Genomic DNA, 20,157 nt, shown 5'->3' with positions numbered 1-20,157 from the left:
ATATGGATCCAGCGGCGCCGGCAGCGCCCTGAATGCTTTTTCAGTTTAGCAGTTAAAAGGAGGGAAGTCAAGCCTGTACCGCATATTTTTGATGTGTGCAGCACCTCATTGTCAACCTGACCAAGCATACCGCCTGTAATTGTTAATAAATTGTAAGTGATGACAAAAAAGAGTTGACCCGCGTGCGTGTCCATCGTACAATGGTAGAAAGCTGATACGGAGGGAGACCGGATGAATATTTCTTTTTTTCTTAAGCCAAAAATCGAGGTTTCGTACTTATATAGCGACTGCCCGGTGCGGCAGGCGATGGATGATATGATGCACAGTGGTTTTACCGCAATCCCGGTGATCGACCGCAAGGGGCTGTATGTCGGCACGATCACCGAGGGAGACTTCCTGCGGCTGGTGCTCGGCCACAGTGCAGAGCAGCTCGACCAGATCACGGTAGGGGAAACCGAGCGCCGGGTGCGGCATCATTCCGTGCGGATCGATGCCAACATGGAGGATATGGTCGATCTGGTAACGGCGCAAAACTTTGTGCCCGTACTGGACGGGCGCGGTATGTTTATCGGCATCATCACGCGGCAGGATGTGATCAAATACCTGCGTGACCATTGCACCGAAGAAAGAAACGAGCGGAAACAGTAAAGGGGGGCCGATATGGGCAGATCAGGGGGCGGCGGAGGCGGCGGCTTCTCCGGCGGCGGTTTTTCCGGCGGCGGACGTTCGTCGGGCGGCTTTTCCGGCGGCAGAAGCGGCGGGCGCAGCGGCGGATCGTCCGGCGGCGGCTGGGGCGGATTCCACGGCGGATACCGCACCGGACCGATCTTTATCAATAGCACACGGCGCTACTACGGCAGTGGCGGCGGCGGAAACAGCGGCGGCAATGGCAACAACAACGGCAGCGGCAATACCGGCTGCGGCACGACGCTGGTGGTCGTTTTGATCCTGCTTGCGCTGTTTTTCGGCATCCGGCTGTTCACCTCGGGCGGCGCAAGCAGCGATGCGGTCGCACGCTCCACGGTAGAGCGTGAAAAGCTGCCCGCTGCCGCTGTGCAGCAAACGGCTTATTATACGGATGCGGACGGAAGCTGGATCCGCAGCGCATCCGAACTGGAAAAAGGCATGCGCGCTTTTTATGAGGATACCGGCGTGCAGCCCTATCTGTATATTCTGCCTAACGGCACAAGCACATCGATCAGTGAACTGACCGCAAAAGCCGAAGCCCTCTACCCGCAGTTGTTTACGGATGAGGGGCACTTCCTGCTGGTGTTCTGCGATGACGGAAACGGCTCATTCCACTGCGGCTACACCGTAGGCAGTCAGGCTAAAACCGTAATGGATGATGAGGCTGTCGGAATTCTGGCGGACTACCTTGACCGGTATTACAGCGATTATTCGATCAGCGAGGAGGAGATTTTCTCCAACACCTTCGCCAAGACAAGCGCCCGCATCATGACGGTGACGCGCTCGCCCGTGGTGCCGGTGGCGGTCAGCCTTGCGGTGATCGTTGTCGCAGTCGTGGTGTTTGTCACGCTGAAAAAACGGCGGGAACAGCGCGAGCGGGAACGCAAACAGGCGGAGGAGATCCTCAAAACCCCGCTGGAGAAATTCGGCGATCAGGATGTCGAGGATCTGGCAAAAAAATACGAAGACCGATAAAACCTGAATGACGGCAGCAAAAAACCGGCGGGATACAGCCCCGCCGGCAACGGAAAAGGAGACGCATCATGGGAATTTTGGAACGCTTTACCGACATTGTCAAAGCCAATATCAATGACCTGCTGGACAAGGCGGAAGACCCCGCCAAAATGATCGACCAGTACCTGCGCGATATGACCGAGGATCTGGCCGAGGTCAAGCGCGAAACCGCGGGTGTCATGGCGGAGGAAAACCGCGCCAAGCGGATGCTCGATGACAACGCCCGCGAAACAGAAAAATACGACGGTCTGGCGCGCAAAGCGCTGCAGGCCGGCAACGAGGGGGACGCACGCGTCTTTTTGGCGAAAAAACAACAGCTGGCAGACAAAGCAGCCTCGCTGCAGGCCACCTATGACGCGGCGCACAGCAACGCCGAGCGGATGCGCCAAATGCACGATAAGCTGGTGGGCGATATTGAGTCCTTGCGTGCGCGCCGGGAAATGATTAAGGCCAAGGTAGCCGTCGCCAAAACCCAGCAGAAGGTCAATGAGTATACCGCGGGCGCGGATAAGGCGGCGGGCGCGATGAGCGCTTTTGACCGCATGGAAGCCAAGGCGGACGCCATGCTCGACCGGGCCAATGCCATGGCGGATCTCAATCAGCCGGCCAAGGATGAAGCCGCCGCACTGGAAGAAAAGTACCAGTCCGCCGGTGCATCCTCCGCGGTGGAGGATGAGCTTGAAAAGCTCAAGCGCGAGATGGGGCTGTGATCCCCTCCGGCATCCATGCACACAGAAAACAAAAAGGCAGGCCAATGGCCTGCCTTTTACTTGTCGGAAAACTTCGTTTTTCTGACAAGCTATGTTTGGATTGCGTGGGTCACGGACGAGAAAAAGTGCCTGTACAAAAACTTTTTATGCGTTTGCATTGCAAATGCTGTTTTATGCGCACTGCCGCGCGTATTATGGTCATCCACATTGACAAAATACTTTGCCGACAAGCTGAAAGCAGACGTCCGGTGCGTGGGTTTTCATACAAAACGGCGGAGCATTGTGCCCAAAGGGCGCGGTTCGCAGCCGCAAATTCGATCGAAAGCGTAGCTTCAATCGAGCGACCGCCGATCAGCCTTCGTAGTCGCCCTCATTCTCCCAGTTGTGCCAAACCGCCTGCACATCATCGTTATCCTCGAGGTTGTCGAGTAGCTTGCGCATCTGCGCCATATCCTCTTCCTTTTCAAGGGTGATATAGTTCTGCGGCACCAGCTCGACCTCAGCTTCCACAAAAGCGTAGCCCAGCGTTTCCAGCGCTTCGCGCACAGCAGAGAAATCGTCCGGCGCGGTGTAGATCTCAAAGGTATCCTCGTCCGATTGGAAGTCCTCCGCACCGGCTTCCAGCGCCTGCATCATCACGGTGTCCTCATCCAGCTCGCCGCGCTCGATGATGATAACGCCCTTTTTGTCAAACTGCCAGGAAACACAGCCGGCGGAGCCGAGACCTGCGCCGTACTTGTCGAACCAGTGGCGGACATCGGCAACCGTGCGGTTTTTATTATCCGTCAGCGTTTCCACAACAACGGCTACGCCGCCTACGCCATAGCCCTCGTAGTTATTGGCTTCGTAGTTGACCTGCCCGTTGGCGCCCGAGTATTTATCCAGCGTGCGCTTGATGTTATCATTCGGCATGTTGTTGGCCTTGGCCTTGGCGATGCAGTCGCGCAGGCGGGCGTTGAAATCCGGATTGGCGGAGCCGCCTTCCTTAATGGCGATCGCCATTTCACGGCCGATTTTGGTGAAGATCTTGGCTTTTTTTGCATCGTTTGCGCCCTTGCGCTTGGCAATATTATGCCACTTGGAATGTCCCGACATGAGATATGTCCCTCTTTCTATCAGAATAATATAAAATAACAACAGGAAAAACGCCATACGGCGCATAAAAATTTTATCAGATTTTCCACCTTTCCGCAAGACCTGTGCGTATATTTTTCGCGTTCCCGTGCAAACTATGAGCGAAAACTTCAAAAAAGAGGTGACACCATATGAGCAAGCAGAACCGCAGCCAGAATCCGTCCACTGCCAACCAGCAGCAGAACGGCGAGCAGAACAAGAACCAGCAGAACACCCAGAACAAAAAGAACAACGAGCGCCAGTTCTGACGGCAGCCTGTACGGATGCACAGGAAACAGGGGGATCGGAAATGCTTTCCGGTCCCCCTGCTTTTTGCACAAAAACAGCACCGCTGTTTCGGCAGATTTTATGGTTGATTCAGACAAATGGACGGACTATCCTTAAACAGAACAAAATTTTTGTGCCAATGCCCCACGGCACAGGAAGGAGTACCATATGCCGTATCATATCCATGCAAACCCGTATATTACCAACTATTCTTCCAAGGATTATGCGGACAACAAACCCGAAGGCCCGGTCAAAATCGACTGTTCGCTGGGCGTCAACGCCGATCTGCTGGGCAACTGCATTTTCAGCCGCCTGCATGCCTTTCAGCAAAAAACCGATTTGCACCACGGGAATTACGACGATATTAAATTCTATCCCCACGGCGAATCGCTTAAAGAAGCGCTGGCCGGCTGGTACCATAAGCATAACCTAGGCAATGGCTGGCTGACCGGAGAAAACTTCATTCTGGGCAATGGGTCGTACGATATTTTGTGCGGCCTGAACCTGCTGTGCCTGACGCATGGGAAAACCGTATTCGGACATGCGCCGCAGTTTACCGCATATGTGGACCATGTGCATTGCAGCGGCTCTGCTTACGACTGTTACTATCTGGATCGGGCGCAGAATTACCGGTTCGACGCTTCTGCGTATATCGCGCAGATGTCCGCAGCGCATGATATGTTTATTGTGGAAAACCCGAACAATCCCACCGGTCAGGTCATCCCGCTGGAAGATATCCGGCAAATCGCGCGCCGCGCATACGAGCTGGACCGCGTGCTGGTGATCGACGAGGCCTATGCGGAATACATGCCGTTTGCCAACAGCGCGATCCATCTGGTAAAGGAGTTTCCGCAGCTGATTGTGACCCGCAGCTTTTCCAAGGGGTGGGGCATGGCCGGCGTGCGGCTGGGATATGCCGTGGCCTCGTCGGACAGCGATCTGCTGCCGCAGCTTAAAAAGCTGGTGCTGCCCTTTAACAGCAACGGGATCGCGCGGGTTCTGGTGCAGACCGCGCTGCAAACCCGGCTGGAAAATGAAGAGGATCCCTTTGGCATCCGTGCCGTGCGGCGCAGCAAGCAGGAATTGTGCGCTGCGGTGCAGGCCCTTCAGCTGCAATACGGCGCGCCCCTGTATGTAGCAGAAACCTTTGCAGACACCCCCATCCTGACGCTGTATTGCGGCAGCAAAGCGGGCATACATCTACAACGGCATTTGATACGCGTGGGAATTATGACGGTGAGCTGCGAAACCTATGAAGGGTTGGACAGCAGCGCGGTGCGGCTGATGCTGCCCGACCGGCAGTATATGCCGCTGCTGCTGGAGCTGACAGAACAAGCCGTGCGTCTGCTGTGACCTCTCTTTTCCTCTTCGAGCAGATCGGCGCTGCCTTCGTCGATTTCATAATACGTTGAATAAGGCAGAAAAACAGATTAAACGAAAACCGAAACACAACTAAGGACAAGCATAATGAAAAATATATATAATATTGCACTCAGTATGATAAATCCTGTCAAGCTAAAGCGGCATGGCACAGCGGGTCATGTGGCTTGTGCTTTAGAAACTGCAAGCGGCGCTGTTTATACCGGCATCTGTATTGATGTGCCCTGTTCCATCTGCATCTGGCCGCCATTGCCGAAATGCTGAAACACGGGGAAACAAAAATCAAAAAAATTGCAGCTGTTTATGAAGACGGGTAAATTGCATTCCCTGATGCAAACCATTCGATCGATTGCAGGCACTGCATGCTGAGCCATTGCGAACCGCTCGGCAGGGAGGATTTGCTTGCCTATTTGCAGTCGCTGTACAGTTAGAAATTCCAACTGAGCAAGCAGGTACCAGCTATGAGCGTCCCCCCTCTTTGTCCTTTTGACAAACCGGGGGGATTTGTTCATATCCCGCATCGGTTCAAGGAGAAATCGGAAGCCGGCAAACCACGGCTTGCGCTTTGCACGGCAAAATGATATCATGGATGCATTCTGTGAAACCGGGAGGGCTGGGGCAATGGCAACCGCACAGCAAATATTACAATCCTATTTCGGTTACGACAGCTTCCGCCCCGGACAAGCGGAGCTGGTGCATGCCGTGCTGGCCGGGCGGGATACGCTCGGCATTATGCCGACGGGCGCGGGCAAAAGCCTGTGTTATCAGGTGCCCGCCCTGCTGTTCGACGGACTGACCATCGTCATTTCACCGCTGATTTCCCTGATGAAGGATCAGGTCGGCGCACTGCATGAAGCAGGGGTGCCGGCCGCCTGTCTGCACAGTGCCATGCCCCCGGCAGAAATGTATGCCGTGCTGCGGGAAGCGGAGCACGGCGGCTGCAAACTGCTCTATGTCGCCCCTGAACGGCTGACCGCCCCCGCCTTTCTCGATTTTGCGCGGCGGGTGCCGATTGCCATGGTCACAGTGGATGAAGCGCACTGCATCTCGCAATGGGGACAGGATTTCCGTCCCAGTTATCTAAAAATCGCAGACTTTCTGGCAGCGCTGCCGGTGCGCCCGCGCCTGTCCGCCTTTACAGCCACCGCCACCGAAGCGGTGCGTGCGGATATCGTGCAGGCGCTGGCGCTGCGCGATCCCTTTGTGCTGACCACCGGTTTTGACCGCCCAAACCTGTATTTTTCGGTCGAGCGTCCCTCCTCCAAGGCGCAGGCGCTTCTGCGCCTGCTGGCGGCCCGTGCCGGGCAAAGCGGCATCATCTATTGTTCTACCCGCCGCACGGTGGAGGAGGTCTGCGATATGCTGCTGGCAAAGGGGATCACCGCTACGCGGTATCACGCTGGGCTGTCCCCTGAGGAACGCCGCCGCAATCAGGAGGATTTCCTGTATGACCGCACGCCGGTCATGGTAGCGACCAATGCGTTTGGCATGGGCATTGACAAATCCAACGTCTCGTTTGTCATCCACTACAACATGCCCAAGAATATGGAAAGCTACTATCAGGAAGCCGGCCGCGCCGGGCGGGACGGCGCGGCGGCGGACTGCATCCTGCTGTACAGCGGACAGGATGTGCACACGGCAGAATTCCTGATCGAACGCAGCCACGAGGCGGGCGAGGAAAACACAGACCCGGCGCTTCAGCAGGCGCTGCTCGACCGTGACCGCGAGCGGCTGCGCCGCATGACGCACTACGCCACCACAACCGAGTGCTTGCGGCATACCATCCTGCGCTATTTCGGAGAGGATTCCCCGCTCTCCTGCGGGCACTGCGGCAACTGCGATACCGTGTTCGAGGAGATCGATGCCACTGTGGACGCACAGAAGGTGCTGTCCTGCGTATACCGTCTGTCCAAACGCGGGCTGCACTTTGGGCGGGTAATCGTTGCTGCCGTACTGACCGGCAGCAAAAGCGAAAAGATCACCCAGTTCCGTCTGGATACCCTTTCCACCTACGGCATCATGGCGGAGATGACGCTGGCGCGGGTGCGTCTGCTGATCGACGCGCTGCTCGAGCGCGGGCTGCTCCAAAGCGACCCCGACCGGTATCACGCGCTGTTTCTCACCGCTGCCGGCAATGCCCTGATGCGCGGACACGGGGAACTGCGCCTGCGTCTGCCGCGTGAGAAAAAAGCCGCCTCCCGCACAGCGCATGGGCTTGCAGACACAGTGGACGAAGTGCTGTTCGACCGCCTGCGCACACTGCGGGCGCGGCTGGCCTCCCGCGCCGGTGTGCCGCCGTATGTGGTGTTTTCCAACGCAACGCTTGCAGATATGGCGGCACGGCAGCCGAAAAACCGGATGGAACTGCTGGCCGTGCGCGGTGTGGGGGAAGCCAAAGCGCACCGGTATGGGGAGGATTTCCTCGAGGAGATTGCTGCCTACCAGCGCGAAAATGCGCCCTTCTCCGGTAAATCGACCAAATAATCATCCCATTCTTATGAATACTTCACAAAATATATGTGTGCTCTGCACATATTTTGACAACGTCTGCTTTTTTTGCTATGCTGAAAATATCACAGAAAGCGAGGCGCAGCCATATGAAGATCGACGGCAATGAACTGGCCATTTTACAGGATCAACTGGATCGCGAAGGCAAAAAACAGGAAGCATGGAAAGTCAAGCAGGAATTCCTGCGGCAGGTGCGCGAAGCGGGGGATCACTGCCCCTGCAAGGAAGCCTGTCCGCATCACGGCAACTGCTTTGAGTGCGTGACCATCCACCGCGGCCACCGTGACCATCTGCCCATGTGCATGTGGGATATGCTGAACGAGCGGGTCGCCGCCCTCAGCCATATGACCGAAGGCACGCTGCGTGCATACGAGGACCGCAAGGCGGCAGAAGCCGCGGCCTGCACCGGCTGCACAGCAAAAACCGAATAACCGTATCTTTTCCATAAACAAAGGCACAGGACAGTCGTCCTGTGCCTTTGTTTATCGCAAAAGTATTTTACCGATGAACGCTCACAATACGCGCGGCTGCGCGCATCCAATAGAAAATGGCAGCAAGCTGCGATTTTCATAAAAACCCGCGACCGGCGCGTGGGTTTTTATACAAGACGACGGGGAATTGTGTCCAAAGGGCGCGATTCTCCGGCGTAAATTCGATCGAAAGCGTGGTTTCGATCGAGAGACTGTCGGAAAAACGCAAGTTTTTCGACAGTCTCATCATGCCTGCTTTTTGTATGCCGTGGGATTTACTTTTCCTTTACCGCGCCGTCCTTGATGATATCCCAGTTTTTGCGCAGATAGTCAAAGCCGGAATACAGGGTGACAAGCGTCATCACCCAGCCGACGATCGTCAGGAAGATCGGACGGCCGGCTGTTGTGGCAAGCGGAGTAATCAAACCGGTTACACCGAGTACATCTCCCTGTGCGCTGCTTTGGGAGAAGAATTGATAAAGGTGTGCTCCCTGTGCGATGTAATACAGGTAAATCGCAATAATGCCGCCGATCTGCACGCAGGTCTTGACCTTGCCGGTCCATGTGGCGGCGAGTACGCGGCCCTTGTTCGCCGCGACTACGCGTAGCGAGGTGATGATCAGCTCGCGCGCAAGGATGACGCATACCATCCAGCCCGCCATTGCGCCCTGCTCGACGAACAGCACAAGCGCCGAGGTTACGAGCAGCTTATCCGCCAGCGGGTCGACAAACTTGCCGAAGTCGGTCACCTGATTGTACTTGCGGGCGACATAGCCATCCAGAAAATCGGTAAAGCTCGCCACACAGAACAGGACAAGCGCGATAATAATATGGATCAGGACGGTTTTGCTGCCTTCCAGATAATTAACCGGCTGCATATTGGCAAGATATTTATCGACACACATAGTTTGCGACGCAAAGTAGAGGAAAAACGGGATCATCGCAATGCGCGTCAGCGTGATTTTGTTTGCGGTGGTCATGGGTCATTCTCCTTTCTGCACGCCGAGCAGGTCGGCGCCAAGGCTTTCCGTGATCAGCACGGGCACAAAATCGCCGGGCTGCGGCGCGGCGTCGCTTTCAAAATACACATGGCCGTCCACCTCGACCGAGTCGGCGTAGGTGCGGCCGAACCAGAGCTGCTGCTCTTCGTCAAAGCCCTCGCACAGCACCTGCATGGTTTCGCCGTGGCGGGAGGTGTTGTAATCATCGAGTACGCCCGACTGCAGCTCTTCCACGATCAGGCGGCGGTTGGCCTTGGTTTCCGGGTCGATCTGGTCGGGCAGTTCCGCCGCTTCGGTGCCTTCCTCGGGCGAGAACTCAAACACGCCCACGCGCTCGATCTGTGTTTCCTGCAAAAAGCTGCACAGCGCGGCAAATTCGTCCTCGGTTTCACCCGGCAGGCCGACGATCAGGCTCGTGCGCAGCACAAGGCCGGGGATGCGTGCCCGCAGGTTTGCGATCAGTGCGGCAAATTCCTCCCCGTCGCCCGGGCGGTGCATCGCGCGCAGGATGCGCCGCGACACGTGCTGCAGCGGGATATCCAGATACTTGACGATCTTCTCCTCGGATGCGATCACGTCGATCAGCTCCTCCGTGATCTGGTCGGGGTAGAGGTAATGCAGGCGCACCCAAGTAAAATCCATTCGGCACAGGCGGCGCAGCAGTTCGGGCAGCAGGCGCTTATGCTCGGGCAGATCCATACCGTATTTGGTGATGTCCTGCGCAATGACGATCAGCTCCTTTACGCCGGACTCTGCCAGCGCCTGCGCTTCCTCAAGCAGCGCCTCCATCCCGCGTGAGCGGTACGGCCCGCGCAGCTTGGGAATGATGCAGTAGCCGCAGCGGTTGGAGCAGCCCTCTGCAATTTTGAAATACGCGGTGTACGGCGGGGTCAGGCGGTCACGTGTGCCGTCAAGTGCGGCGCTTGCCATATCTGCCAGATAGGCCGCTTTTTGCCCGCCGAGCGCGGCGTTGGCCGCCTCTACGATGTTTTCATAGCTGCCGGTGCCGCAGATCGCGTCTACCTCGGGCAGCTCGGCACGGATCTCGTCCGCATAGCGCTGCACAAGGCAGCCGGTCACGACAAGGCCCTTCATGCAGCCGGACTGTTTGTACTGCGCGGTTTCGAGGATGGTTTCGATCGCTTCGCTTTTGGCCGCCTCGATAAAGCCGCAGGTGTTTACCACACCTACGTCCGCTTCAGCCATGTCCTCGGTAATTTCCCACCCTGCCGTGCGCAGCAGGAAGAGCATATGCTCGCTGTCCACCAGATTTTTGGCGCAGCCGAGCGAGATGAGTCCTATTTTCGGCATGGAATTCTCCTTTTTTGTCCCATAATGATGCAAGGGTATTATACACCCAAACCCGTGCTTTGTCATCCACCGAATTTGCACCGGTACGCCCGCGGGCGGGTGGTTTGCGGGGAATGCCGCAGCGTTTACAAAAAATATGTTTGTTTCCCCTTATAAATATGATATAATACATCTGTTATGAACAAATGGGGCGGTTTTGCCCTTTTGAAAGGCTGAATGACTCAATGGCTAATTTTCTGACTAAGATTTTCGGCACGCATTCCTCGCACGAGCTGAAAAAGATTTATCCGATCGCGGATAAGGTGGATGCGCTCGAAGAGCAGTACAAAAAGCTCACGGATGCCGAGCTGCGCGCCAAAACCGATGAATTTAAGACCCGTTACCAAAACGGTGAAACGCTTGACGATCTGCTGCCCGAAGCGTTCGCTACCTGCCGCGAGGCGGCATGGCGTGTGCTTGGGATGCGGCACTACCGTGTGCAGGTCATCGGCGGCATTGTGCTGCATCAGGGACGTATTGCAGAGATGAAGACCGGCGAAGGCAAAACGCTGGTAGCCACCCTGCCCGCCTACCTGAACGCACTGACCGGCAAGGGCGTGCACATCGTTACGGTGAACGATTATCTGGCCAAGCGCGACAGCGAATGGATGGGCAAGGTATACCGCTTCCTCGGTTTGACCGTCGGTCTGGTCATCCACGAGGTCGAACCGGCGAAGCGCCGCGCGATGTATGAAGCGGATATCACCTATGGCACGAACAACGAGTTCGGCTTTGATTATCTGCGCGATAATATGGCGATCTACAAGCAGTCCATGGTGCAGCGCGGCCATGCGTTTGCCATTGTGGACGAGGTGGACTCCATTCTGGTGGACGAGGCGCGTACCCCGCTGATCATCTCAGGACAGGGCGAAAAATCCTCTCAGCTTTACGAAATGGCAGACCGCTTCGCCGTCGGCCTCAAGTGCCTGCGCGTCAAGGAAGTGGATGCCAAGGAAGAGCAGGACGATATCGACGCGGATTATATTGTGGACGAAAAGGCGCGCACCGCGACCCTGACCCCGCACGGACAGGCGCGGGCGGAGGCGTACTTCCGCGTGGAAAACCTGTCCGACCCGGCGAACACCACCTTGCAGCACCACATCAATCAGGCGATCAAGGCGCGCGGCGTGATGCAGCGCGACGTGGATTACGTGGTGCGCGATGGGCAGATCGTCATCGTCGATGAATTTACCGGCCGTTTGATGTTTGGACGCCGCTATAACGAGGGCCTGCATCAGGCCATCGAGGCCAAGGAAGGCGTAAAGGTGCAGCACGAGAGCAAAACGCTGGCCACCATTACCTTCCAGAACTACTTCCGCCTGTACGGCAAGCTCTCCGGTATGACCGGTACCGCCCTGACCGAGGAGGAGGAGTTCCGCCACATCTACAAGCTGGATGTGATCGAGATCCCGACCAACAAGCCGATCGCCCGTAAGGACAATCCGGATGCGGTGTATAAAAACGAGCGCGGCAAGATCATGGCGACCATCGCGCGCATCGAGGCGTGCCATGCCAAGGGACAGCCGATTCTGGTCGGCACGGTGTCGATCGAAAAATCCGAGGAGCTTTCCAAGATCCTCAAGGCCAAGGGCATCAAGCACACCGTGCTGAACGCCAAATATCACGAGCGCGAGGCTGAAATCGTGGCGCAGGCAGGCAAGTCGGGCGCGGTTACCATCGCAACCAACATGGCGGGCCGCGGCACGGATATCATGCTGGGCGGCAACGCCGAAACCATGGCGCTGGATGAGCTGAAAAAGGGCGATTACAGCCCTGAGCTGCTGTACGAAGCGAACGGCCATGCGGAGACCGATGATCCCGAGGTGCTGGCGATCCGCGCAAAGTTCGAAGAGCTGTATCAGAAATATAAAAAGGAAACCGATGCGGATGCGGAAAAGGTGCGTGCAGCGGGCGGCCTGTATATTCTGGGCACCGAGCGGCATGAATCCCGCCGTATCGACAACCAGCTGCGCGGCCGTGCCGGCCGTCAGGGCGACCCGGGCGAATCCAGCTTCTATATCTCGCTGGAGGACGACCTGATGCGTCTGTTCGGTTCGCAGAAGATCCAGGGGATGATGGAGACGCTCGGCATCGAGGATGACGAGCCGATCGACCAGAAGATCCTGTCCGGTGCGATTGAAAATGCTCAGAAAAAGATTGAATCCCGCAACTTTGCCACCCGTAAGCACGTGCTGGAGTATGACGATGTGCTCAATACCCAGCGACAGACCATCTATGCCCAGCGCCTGCAGGTGCTTGAGGGGAAGGATGTAAAGGAAAATATCCTCAAGATGGTGGATGATACGGTAGCGCATGCGGTGCATGCCGCAATCGGCGAGCACACGGTCATTGAACCGGATATGGTCGAGCAGGCACGCCGCCCGTTTGTCGGTATGTTCCTGACGGCGGAGGACTGCGTGTTCACTGCGGAGGAATGTGATGATCTGACCGCCGATCAGCTCATCAACCAGATGACCGACCGCGCCCATGCCGTATATGAGGCGAAGGAGCAGGCGCTTGGTGCGCCGATCATGCGCGAGCTGGAGCGCGTAGTGCTGCTCAAGAACGTAGACACCAAGTGGATGGATCATATCGACGCGATGACCGAGCTGCGCAATGGCATCGGCCTGCGCGCCTACGGTCAGCATGATCCGGTTGTCGAATATAAGCGCGAGGGCTTTGACATGTTCGATGCGATGATCGATGCGATCCGGGAGGATACCGTGCGTATGATCTATCTGGCGCAGGTGCGCACCCGTGAGGAGCCGAAGCGCGAGCAGGTTGCCAAGGAAACAGCGGCGGCCGGCGCATCCGACGGCACGACCAAGCCCGAGCCTAAGCGTGTGGGCAAAAAGGTTGGCCCGAATGATCCCTGTCCGTGCGGCAGCGGCAAAAAGTATAAAAAATGCTGCTATCTCAAGGCGGATAATCCCTATAAATAAGCGGAAAAAAGCGGAAACCCATCCGGTTTCCGCTTTTTTGCTTTTCTATTTGTGAAAAGCATGTTCCCTTAAAGAGGAAGAAATTTCGCCCGCTGCGGCGGGCGGGAAATGTTGCGCCTGCGCGGCGCGGGCGGGCAAGAGGAGGGGGAACCCCATGTTCCCCCTCCTCTTGTCAATCTCCTCCTCCTCCTTCAGGACGCGCTGCGCGCGTAAAGGCAGGTAACGCCAAACAGCTTCCACCCATTTTCCGAACGCAGTAAGCCCCACCTTTTCTGCACCCAAAGAGAAAGGGGTGCACCGACCCAAGAAGGTCTTCTCCGCTCTGACCTCCCCGCGAACCGGCCTCCCGCAACGTCCCCGTATTTTTTTCGCAGCGGTCCCGGACAGGGGAGATTTGCGGCAGCAAATCATGCGCCGTCCGAGAAAAAAGGGGTGATTCACAAGAGGGGGAATTCCCCCTTTTGTGCGCCTGCCGCGCGTGCGGCAACGTCGCCCCCGCCGCCCGCAGGCGGCGAAATGCCGGGTAATGCCAAACGGCTTGCGCCCACTTGCCGAGCACAATAAAGCCAGCCATTTCGCATCCTAAGGGGAGAATGGATGCACTGACCCATGAAATTCTTCTCCGTTCCGGCTTCCACGCGAACCGGCTTCCCGCAACGTCCCCGTATTTTTTCGCAGCGGTCCCGGTCAGGGGAGATTTGCGGCAGCAAATCGTGCGCTGTCCGAGGAAAAGGGGTGATTCACAAGAGGGGGAACTCCCCCTCTTGTGCGCCTGCCGCGCGTGCGGCAACATTCCCGCCCGCCGCAGCGGGCGAAAATCCCCCATGTACCGGGGAGCGTGCACTTTCCGCAAAGAGCTGCCCATAAAAGGGAAAAACGGCAGCCTACTGCCGCCGTTTATAATCCAGATATCCCTGCAGGATCAGTGTGGCTGCCACCGCATCTACGTTTTCACGGTGCTTCTTCTCTTTTTTGCCGCTGCGGTGCAGAATGTCGTGTGCAGCAACCGTGGTGCGCCGCTCGTCCCACAGCACGACCGGCAGACCGGTCTGCGCGCGGAGCGTATCCGCTAACGCTTCACATTTTTTGGCGCGTTCGCCGATCGTACCATCCATATTTTTCGGGTGGCCCAGTACGATTTCCTCAATCCGGTTTTCGCGGATAAACGCAAGCAGCTTTTCCACCAGCTTGTCATAGTTCCATTCGCGGATCACACTTGGCGAGCCGGCCAGAAAGCCCGACGGATCGGAAATGGACAGCCCGGTGCGGGCGTCGCCGTAATCAATACCCAAAATACGCATATGTGCACTCCTATATCTTGTGGTTAGCATGAGTATATCACAAAAACGCAAAAAAACCAGTACTTTTTACGAAAAAAACCCTTGACCGCTTATGACCGCCGTGTTATACTGTAAATACCTATGCAGGTTCTTTTTTTTGCGCCCATTTTTCGCGTGTCTCGAAGAATGCCGCCGGAACACTGACAGAGGGAGGCAAATAGTCCCCGGCCCACGCCACAGGGGTATGGGAAGGGACGGAATATTAACAAGGAGGTGCCGTTATCTATGCGCGTTAAGATCACGCTGGCCTGCACCGAGTGCAAGCAAAGAAACTATGACACAATGAAGAACAAGAAGAACAACCCGGACCGTCTGGAAATGAACAAGTACTGCCGTTTCTGCCGGAAGCATACGCTCCACCGCGAGACGAAGTAAAAGAAAGGAAGTAGCTTCATGGCTGAAGAAACCAAGGCAAAAAAGCCCGGTCTCTTTGCGCGTATCGGCAAGTGGTTCCGCGAGCTGAAAAGCGAGTGCCGCAAGATCGTCTGGCCCACCCGCCAGCAGACGGTAAACAACACGCTGGTGGTTATTGCCAGTGTGGTTGTGGTTGGTGTTTTTATCTGGGTGCTTGACATTGTATTCGGGTTTGGCATTCAGTCGCTGCTCGCTCATTTCGCCGCCTAAAAGGAGGCACTGAAATGTCAGACGCTGCAAAATGGTATGTGGTGCACACATACTCCGGCTACGAAAATAAAGTAGCCTCTTCGATCGAAAAGGCGGTTGAAAACCGTAAGCTGCATGACCTGATCCCCGCAGTCAACATCCCGACCGAAACCGTTACCGAGGTTAAGGACGGCAAAAGCCGCGAGGTTGAGCGCAAGCTGTTTCCCGGCTATGTGCTTGTTAAAATGGTCATGACCGATGAAACCTGGTATCTGGTGCGCAACACGCGCGGATGCACGGGCTTTGTCGGGCAGGATAAGGCCGGCGGTTCCCGTCCGATCCCGCTCACGGAGGAGGAGATCCTCTCGATGGGTGTGGAAAAGCGCGAGATCGAGGTCAACTATGCCGCAGGCGACAGTGTGCGCGTCATCGACGGGCCGCTGGCAGGCTTTATCGGTGTGGTTTCGTCCGTTGAGCCGGATAAGAACAAGGTAGACGTTACAGTTTCCATGTTTGGCCGCGAGACACCGGTCGAGCTGGAGCTCGATCAGGTCGAAACGCTCGACGAGTAAAGGCTTTTCCCGCGGATGCGACCCGCAAATTGAAATATGTTCCGCCGTTAGGCGGCACTAAAACCGCAGTTCTGCGAACTGCATCCCAAAATCGAGCTTTGCCCGATTTTGGGATTCCCCGACCCCAGCCGCCCCGGGCGGCGCCGTCCGGGTATCGTCTGGCCATATGCCGGACGTATATAGGGTGCTTGTGAAGCACCCTATACAGAAGTGGGAGAGTATGAATATATACTCGCCAATCACCACATTTATTGAAGGAGGAACCTTTCAACATGGCACAGAAAGTAGTAGGTTATATCAAGCTCCAGATTCCCGCAGGCAAGGCGACCCCGGCTCCCCCGGTAGGTCCGGCTCTCGGCCAGCACGGCGTGAACATCATGTCGTTCACCAAGGAATTCAATGAGCGCACCAAGAACGATGCCGGCATGATCATCCCGGTTATCATCACGGTCTATGCGGACCGTTCGTTCAGCTTCGTTACCAAGACGCCTCCGGCGCCGGTCCTCATCAAGAAGGCCTGCGGCATCGAGTCCGGCTCTGCTGTTCCGAACAAGAACAAGGTAGCCAAGCTCTCCAAGGCGGATTGCCAGAAGATCGCGGAGACCAAGATGCCCGACCTGAACGCTGCTTCTCTGGAAGCTGCGATGAGCATGATCGCGGGTACTGCCCGTTCCATGGGTATCACCGTAGAGGAGTAAGAAAGGCGACTGCCGCCTGCCTGCCGGTCTGTCCCGGCCGGCACGGCATTGCCTAACCAAGCTGAATGGATTTTGACCGCGCTTTTTGCAGGCGCAGGTCAAAGTGGGAGGGTAAGGTTTAACCTGTTCCCGCATTTACCACTTAAGGAGGATTTATTGTGCATAAAGGTAAAAAGTATGTAGACAGCGCAAAGACCATCGACCGCTCCAAGCTGTACGATCCGGCAGAAGCGCTTTCCACCGTTGTTTCCACCGCCAAGGCGAAGTTCGACGAGACCGTTGAACTGCACGTAAAGCTGGGCGTTGACTCTCGTCACGCGGATCAGCAGGTGCGCGGCGCGATCGTTCTGCCCCACGGCACCGGCAAGAGTGTCCGCGTAGCGGTATTTGCCAAGGGTCCCAAGGCGGACGAGGCGCTGGCTGCCGGCGCTGACATTGTAGGCGCTGAGGATCTGATGGAGCGCATCCAGAAGGAGAACTTCTTTGAGTTCGACGTTGTGATCGCTACCCCGGATATGATGGGCGTTGTCGGCCGTCTGGGCCGCGTGCTCGGCCCCAAGGGCTTGATGCCGAACCCGAAGGCGGGTACGGTTTCCATGGACGTTGCCAAGGCTGTTCAGGAGTCCAAGGCCGGTAAGATCGAGTACCGTCTGGACAAGACCAACATCATCCACTGCCCGATCGGCAAGGCGTCTTTCGGCACAGAGAAGCTGCAGGACAACTTTGATGCGCTGATGGGTGCGATCATCAAGGCCAAGCCGGCTGCTGCTAAGGGTCAGTATATCCGCTCCTGTGTTGTGGCTTCCACCATGGGCCCCGGCGTAAAGGTAAACGCAGCGAAGCTGATGGGCTAAGATCCCTTGCGGAAGGGGCATCTGCCGCTTCGTGAGGATTTGGCTGACCGCCATAGGCGGACAATATATGAAACAAAAAGAGCGCGTTATAAAACGCGCTCTTAGACTGTCGAAAAACTTTGTTTTTCGACAGTCTCTCGATCGAAACCACGCTTTCGATCGAATTTGCGACTGCGAATCGCGCCTTTCGGGCACAATTCTCCGTCGTCTTGTATAAAAACCCACGCGCATGTCGCGGGTTTTTATGAAAATGGCAGTTTGCTGCCATTTTCTATTTGATGCGCGCTGCCGCGCGTGTTGCTTACGCTCAATAACAAAATATTTTTTCAATAAGCTGAGAGCGCGTTATAAAACGCGCTCTTTTTGTTTGCTGAAAACGGATTTTTTAGAAATTCATCCATCGTTTTGTTCTGCATTTTTTGTATAAGTATTTTCTTTCTGCGCAAACTGAAGGCAGGAAGGCGGGATAACATGAAGCAGCAGAGCAAATACGCGGTGACCGGTGCACTCGCCGGAGCGGCCAACGGGCTGTTCGGCGCGGGCGGGGGGATGTTTCTGGTGCCGCTGCTGACGGGATGGTGCGGTATGGAGCAGCGCCGCGCATTTGCAACCTCGGTTGCGGTGATCCTGCCATTGAGTGCGGTCTCTGCCGTGGTGTATTGGCTGCGCGGCGGGCTGGAGCTGGCAGCAGCAGCGCCGTATCTGCTTGGCGGGGCGGCTGGCGGACTGCTCGCGGGTCGGCTGTTCCAACGGGTGCGCATGGTGTGGCTGCGGCGTGTGTTTGGCCTGCTCATCCTGTACGGCGGGGTGCGGGCGGTGCTGCTGCTATGAGCGCGATAGGAGCCGTTCTCGCCGGTCTGCTGACCGGCATCCTCTCGGGCTTCGGGATCGGCGGCGGATCGCTGCTGCTGCTGTATCTGACGCTGATCGCCGGGATGGAGCAGGTACAGGCGGGCGGGATCAATCTGCTGTATTTTATGGCCTGTGCACCGGCAGCGCTGTATGCGCACATCCGAAACGGTCTGGTAGAGGGGCGGGCGGTCGTCTGGTGCGCGGGGGCAGGCGTTGTGACTGCCGTGGCTGCCTCGCTGCTGGCATCGCATATGGATACTGGCTGGCTGCGCCGGGGCTTCGGCCTGTTTCTGCTGTATGTCGGCTGGCGGGAGCTGCGGGCAAAGGAGCAATAGAGTGGTGTAATGTGCAGTCCAAACACAGCTTTTCGGCAAATAAAAAGGACAGAGCGGGAGCTCTGTCCTTTCAGCTTGTTCGAAAAAGTTTTTGCACAGCAGCGCGCATCCAATAGAAAATGGCAGCAAGCTGCAATTTTCATAAAAACCCGCGACCGGCGCGTGGGTTTTTATACAAGACGACGGAGAATTGTGCCCAAAGGGCGCGATTTGTAGTCGCAAATTCGATCGAAAACGTGGTTTCAATCGAGAGGCAATCGTCCTGTGCCTTTGTTTTCCTGTAAACCCGCTTTGTCATTCAGGCCAGCCATTGCAGGCTTTTATCCTCTGTCAGGCTGCCGATCCCGTACACAAACAGGATCTCATCTGCGGGGTGCTCCCGCAGCCATTCGGACACAGTCTCCCGTTTGAAATACCGCAGGTCGATCAGATCGATCTCCCGAAACTCCTCTGCCAAAAACGGCGCCAGCGCATGGGCATAGGAATCCTTGATGACCAGTAGCCGCCGGTGATCGGGCGCGTTGGTCTCAATATGCACCCGGGCATGGTTGCCGCTTAAAAACACGGCATATTTATCCGGCTGCTGCAAATACGCACGGAAAAACAAACCATCCTGCTGCACCGCTGCCGGGCGGTTGGCATCATACACCTCGGTCCGCACCTGCAGCTTTGGATCGCCCCACAGCTCCATGGTATCCGGCGGCGTCATCCACAGCCCGCTCTTTGCATAAGACGTACCGTAAAAATCCGTGACCTGCTCCACCGCAAAGCGCTCCTGCGGCGCAGGCACACCACCCCATGCCCGAACCAGCTTACAGTAGGCTCGGTATGCGCCCTCGCTTGTCCAGTGGTGGTCTGTTCGGTAATACAGCTCCTCCGGATCCTCCGCCGCGCGGAATTCATCGTACACATCCACCCACTCCATGCTGCCCTGCACCAGCCGCCGGGTCTCTTCCAGCAGTGCCGCATCCGGATAGGACGGATGCAGGCGGGGCAGCCGGCCCTCCACTACCGCCCCTGCCGATGGTACCGCCATTAAAGTCACACGCGCCCGCTGCCGGGATGCAAACAGCGTCAGCACCTGCAAATTACTCTCCAGCGTGCGTGTATCCGTGCCGGAAACCGGCGCAGGGAACAACCATCCGTCCCGGCCGCGCACAATGTCCCCCACGGCATTCCGCCCTTCGGCCTGCTCCAGATACGCCTGTGCGCCGACCCAAAACGCCCGTCCGGGGAAATGATCGGCCACATAACGCTCGGCATCCGCAAAGGCGCTGCCGTCTGCCACGGATGCCGCCGTCCACACCGGCGGCTCGGCCAGCACCCGCTTTTCCAGCGGCGCGGTATCCGCACGCGGCAGCAGCCAAAAAGCGGCCTGCATGCCGATCAGCAAACCGCCGAACAGCCACACGACCCGACGGGGATGCCGAAATTCCATCC

Annotated in this window: 19 protein-coding genes; 14 read left to right on the top strand and 5 right to left on the bottom strand. The window is 56.8% G+C overall.

Annotated elements, in window-relative coordinates:
* Positions 1-231: 231 nt before the first annotated feature.
* The 3 genes from T363_RS0101725 (at position 232) to T363_RS0101710 (ending at position 2,411) form a co-directional block, all read left to right on the top strand.
* Positions 232-648: a CBS domain-containing protein gene (locus T363_RS0101725; protein WP_031472639.1), complete on the top strand. Its 417-nt coding sequence runs from the start codon at positions 232-234 to the stop codon at positions 646-648.
* Between the two features lie 12 nt (positions 649-660).
* Complete coding sequence (locus T363_RS0101715) at positions 661-1,662, top strand: hypothetical protein (protein WP_078096867.1); 1,002 nt, start codon at positions 661-663, stop codon at positions 1,660-1,662.
* Between the two features lie 68 nt (positions 1,663-1,730).
* Positions 1,731-2,411 carry a PspA/IM30 family protein gene (locus T363_RS0101710; RefSeq protein WP_031472637.1) on the top strand — a complete coding sequence of 227 codons (681 nt, stop codon included), beginning with the start codon at positions 1,731-1,733 and terminating at the stop codon, positions 2,409-2,411.
* Between the two features lie 351 nt (positions 2,412-2,762).
* On the opposite strand, the gene T363_RS0101700 is transcribed toward T363_RS0101710, so the two are convergent.
* Entirely contained in the window at positions 2,763-3,506 is a 744-nt protein-coding gene (locus T363_RS0101700; RefSeq protein WP_031472633.1) for a YebC/PmpR family DNA-binding transcriptional regulator, read from the bottom strand.
* A gap of 474 nt (positions 3,507-3,980) precedes the next feature.
* Between T363_RS0101700 and T363_RS0101690 the strand changes: the two genes are divergently transcribed.
* From T363_RS0101690 to T363_RS0101675, 3 genes are all read left to right on the top strand, one after another.
* Complete coding sequence (locus T363_RS0101690) at positions 3,981-5,165, top strand: pyridoxal phosphate-dependent aminotransferase (RefSeq protein WP_031472629.1); 1,185 nt, start codon at positions 3,981-3,983, stop codon at positions 5,163-5,165.
* 648 nt (positions 5,166-5,813) lie between these two features.
* A complete protein-coding gene (gene recQ, locus T363_RS0101680; RefSeq protein WP_031472625.1) occupies positions 5,814-7,676 on the top strand; it encodes a DNA helicase RecQ in 1,863 nt (620 codons plus the stop codon).
* 113 nt (positions 7,677-7,789) lie between these two features.
* Complete coding sequence (locus T363_RS0101675) at positions 7,790-8,131, top strand: hypothetical protein (protein ID WP_051643020.1); 342 nt, start codon at positions 7,790-7,792, stop codon at positions 8,129-8,131.
* A 314-nt stretch (positions 8,132-8,445) separates the two neighbouring features.
* Here the strand turns inward: T363_RS0101675 and pgsA are convergent, their stop codons facing one another.
* Together pgsA and rimO are read right to left on the bottom strand one after the other, a co-directional pair.
* Entirely contained in the window at positions 8,446-9,150 is a 705-nt protein-coding gene (pgsA, locus tag T363_RS0101670) for a CDP-diacylglycerol--glycerol-3-phosphate 3-phosphatidyltransferase (RefSeq protein WP_031472621.1), read from the bottom strand.
* Positions 9,151-9,153: 3 nt separating this feature from the next.
* Positions 9,154-10,482 carry a 30S ribosomal protein S12 methylthiotransferase RimO gene (gene rimO, locus T363_RS0101665; protein ID WP_031472619.1) on the bottom strand — a complete coding sequence of 443 codons (1,329 nt, stop codon included), beginning with the start codon at positions 10,480-10,482 and terminating at the stop codon, positions 9,154-9,156.
* A 224-nt stretch (positions 10,483-10,706) separates the two neighbouring features.
* On the opposite strand from rimO, the gene secA reads away from it, so the two are divergent.
* Complete coding sequence (gene secA, locus T363_RS0101660) at positions 10,707-13,463, top strand: preprotein translocase subunit SecA (protein WP_031472618.1); 2,757 nt, start codon at positions 10,707-10,709, stop codon at positions 13,461-13,463.
* 884 nt (positions 13,464-14,347) lie between these two features.
* On the opposite strand, the gene ruvX is transcribed toward secA, so the two are convergent.
* Positions 14,348-14,764 carry a Holliday junction resolvase RuvX gene (ruvX, locus tag T363_RS0101650; protein ID WP_031472616.1) on the bottom strand — a complete coding sequence of 139 codons (417 nt, stop codon included), beginning with the start codon at positions 14,762-14,764 and terminating at the stop codon, positions 14,348-14,350.
* 264 nt (positions 14,765-15,028) lie between these two features.
* Here ruvX and rpmG point away from each other — a divergent pair, with 264 nt between their 5' ends.
* From rpmG to T363_RS0101615, 7 genes are all read left to right on the top strand, one after another.
* Positions 15,029-15,178: a 50S ribosomal protein L33 gene (gene rpmG / locus T363_RS0101645; RefSeq protein WP_031472614.1), complete on the top strand. Its 150-nt coding sequence runs from the start codon at positions 15,029-15,031 to the stop codon at positions 15,176-15,178.
* An 18-nt stretch (positions 15,179-15,196) separates the two neighbouring features.
* Positions 15,197-15,427 (top strand): preprotein translocase subunit SecE, encoded by a 231-nt coding sequence (gene secE, locus T363_RS0101640; protein WP_051643019.1) that lies wholly within the window; start codon positions 15,197-15,199, stop codon positions 15,425-15,427.
* Between the two features lie 14 nt (positions 15,428-15,441).
* Positions 15,442-15,978, top strand: a complete 537-nt coding sequence (gene nusG / locus T363_RS0101635) for a transcription termination/antitermination protein NusG (protein WP_031472610.1) — start codon at positions 15,442-15,444, stop codon at positions 15,976-15,978.
* Positions 15,979-16,250: 272 nt separating this feature from the next.
* Positions 16,251-16,676 (top strand): 50S ribosomal protein L11, encoded by a 426-nt coding sequence (gene rplK, locus T363_RS0101630; protein WP_031472608.1) that lies wholly within the window; start codon positions 16,251-16,253, stop codon positions 16,674-16,676.
* 158 nt (positions 16,677-16,834) lie between these two features.
* Positions 16,835-17,530, top strand: a complete 696-nt coding sequence (rplA, locus tag T363_RS0101625) for a 50S ribosomal protein L1 (protein ID WP_031472606.1) — start codon at positions 16,835-16,837, stop codon at positions 17,528-17,530.
* A gap of 363 nt (positions 17,531-17,893) precedes the next feature.
* Entirely contained in the window at positions 17,894-18,361 is a 468-nt protein-coding gene (locus T363_RS0101620) for a sulfite exporter TauE/SafE family protein (RefSeq protein WP_078096866.1), read from the top strand.
* A complete protein-coding gene (locus tag T363_RS0101615) occupies positions 18,358-18,717 on the top strand; it encodes a sulfite exporter TauE/SafE family protein (protein WP_031472602.1) in 360 nt (119 codons plus the stop codon). Before T363_RS0101620 ends, T363_RS0101615 begins: the two co-directional genes overlap by 4 nt.
* A gap of 298 nt (positions 18,718-19,015) precedes the next feature.
* Here the strand turns inward: T363_RS0101615 and T363_RS0101610 are convergent, their stop codons facing one another.
* Complete coding sequence (locus tag T363_RS0101610; protein WP_031472600.1) at positions 19,016-20,155, bottom strand: DHHW family protein; 1,140 nt, start codon at positions 20,153-20,155, stop codon at positions 19,016-19,018.
* Positions 20,156-20,157: the final 2 nt, after the last annotated feature.

Source organism: Agathobaculum desmolans ATCC 43058 (assembly GCF_000701665.1).
GTDB classification, from domain to species: Bacteria; Bacillota; Clostridia; order Oscillospirales; family Butyricicoccaceae; genus Agathobaculum; species Agathobaculum desmolans.
This window is presented reverse-complemented; position numbering and strand designations above follow the sequence as displayed.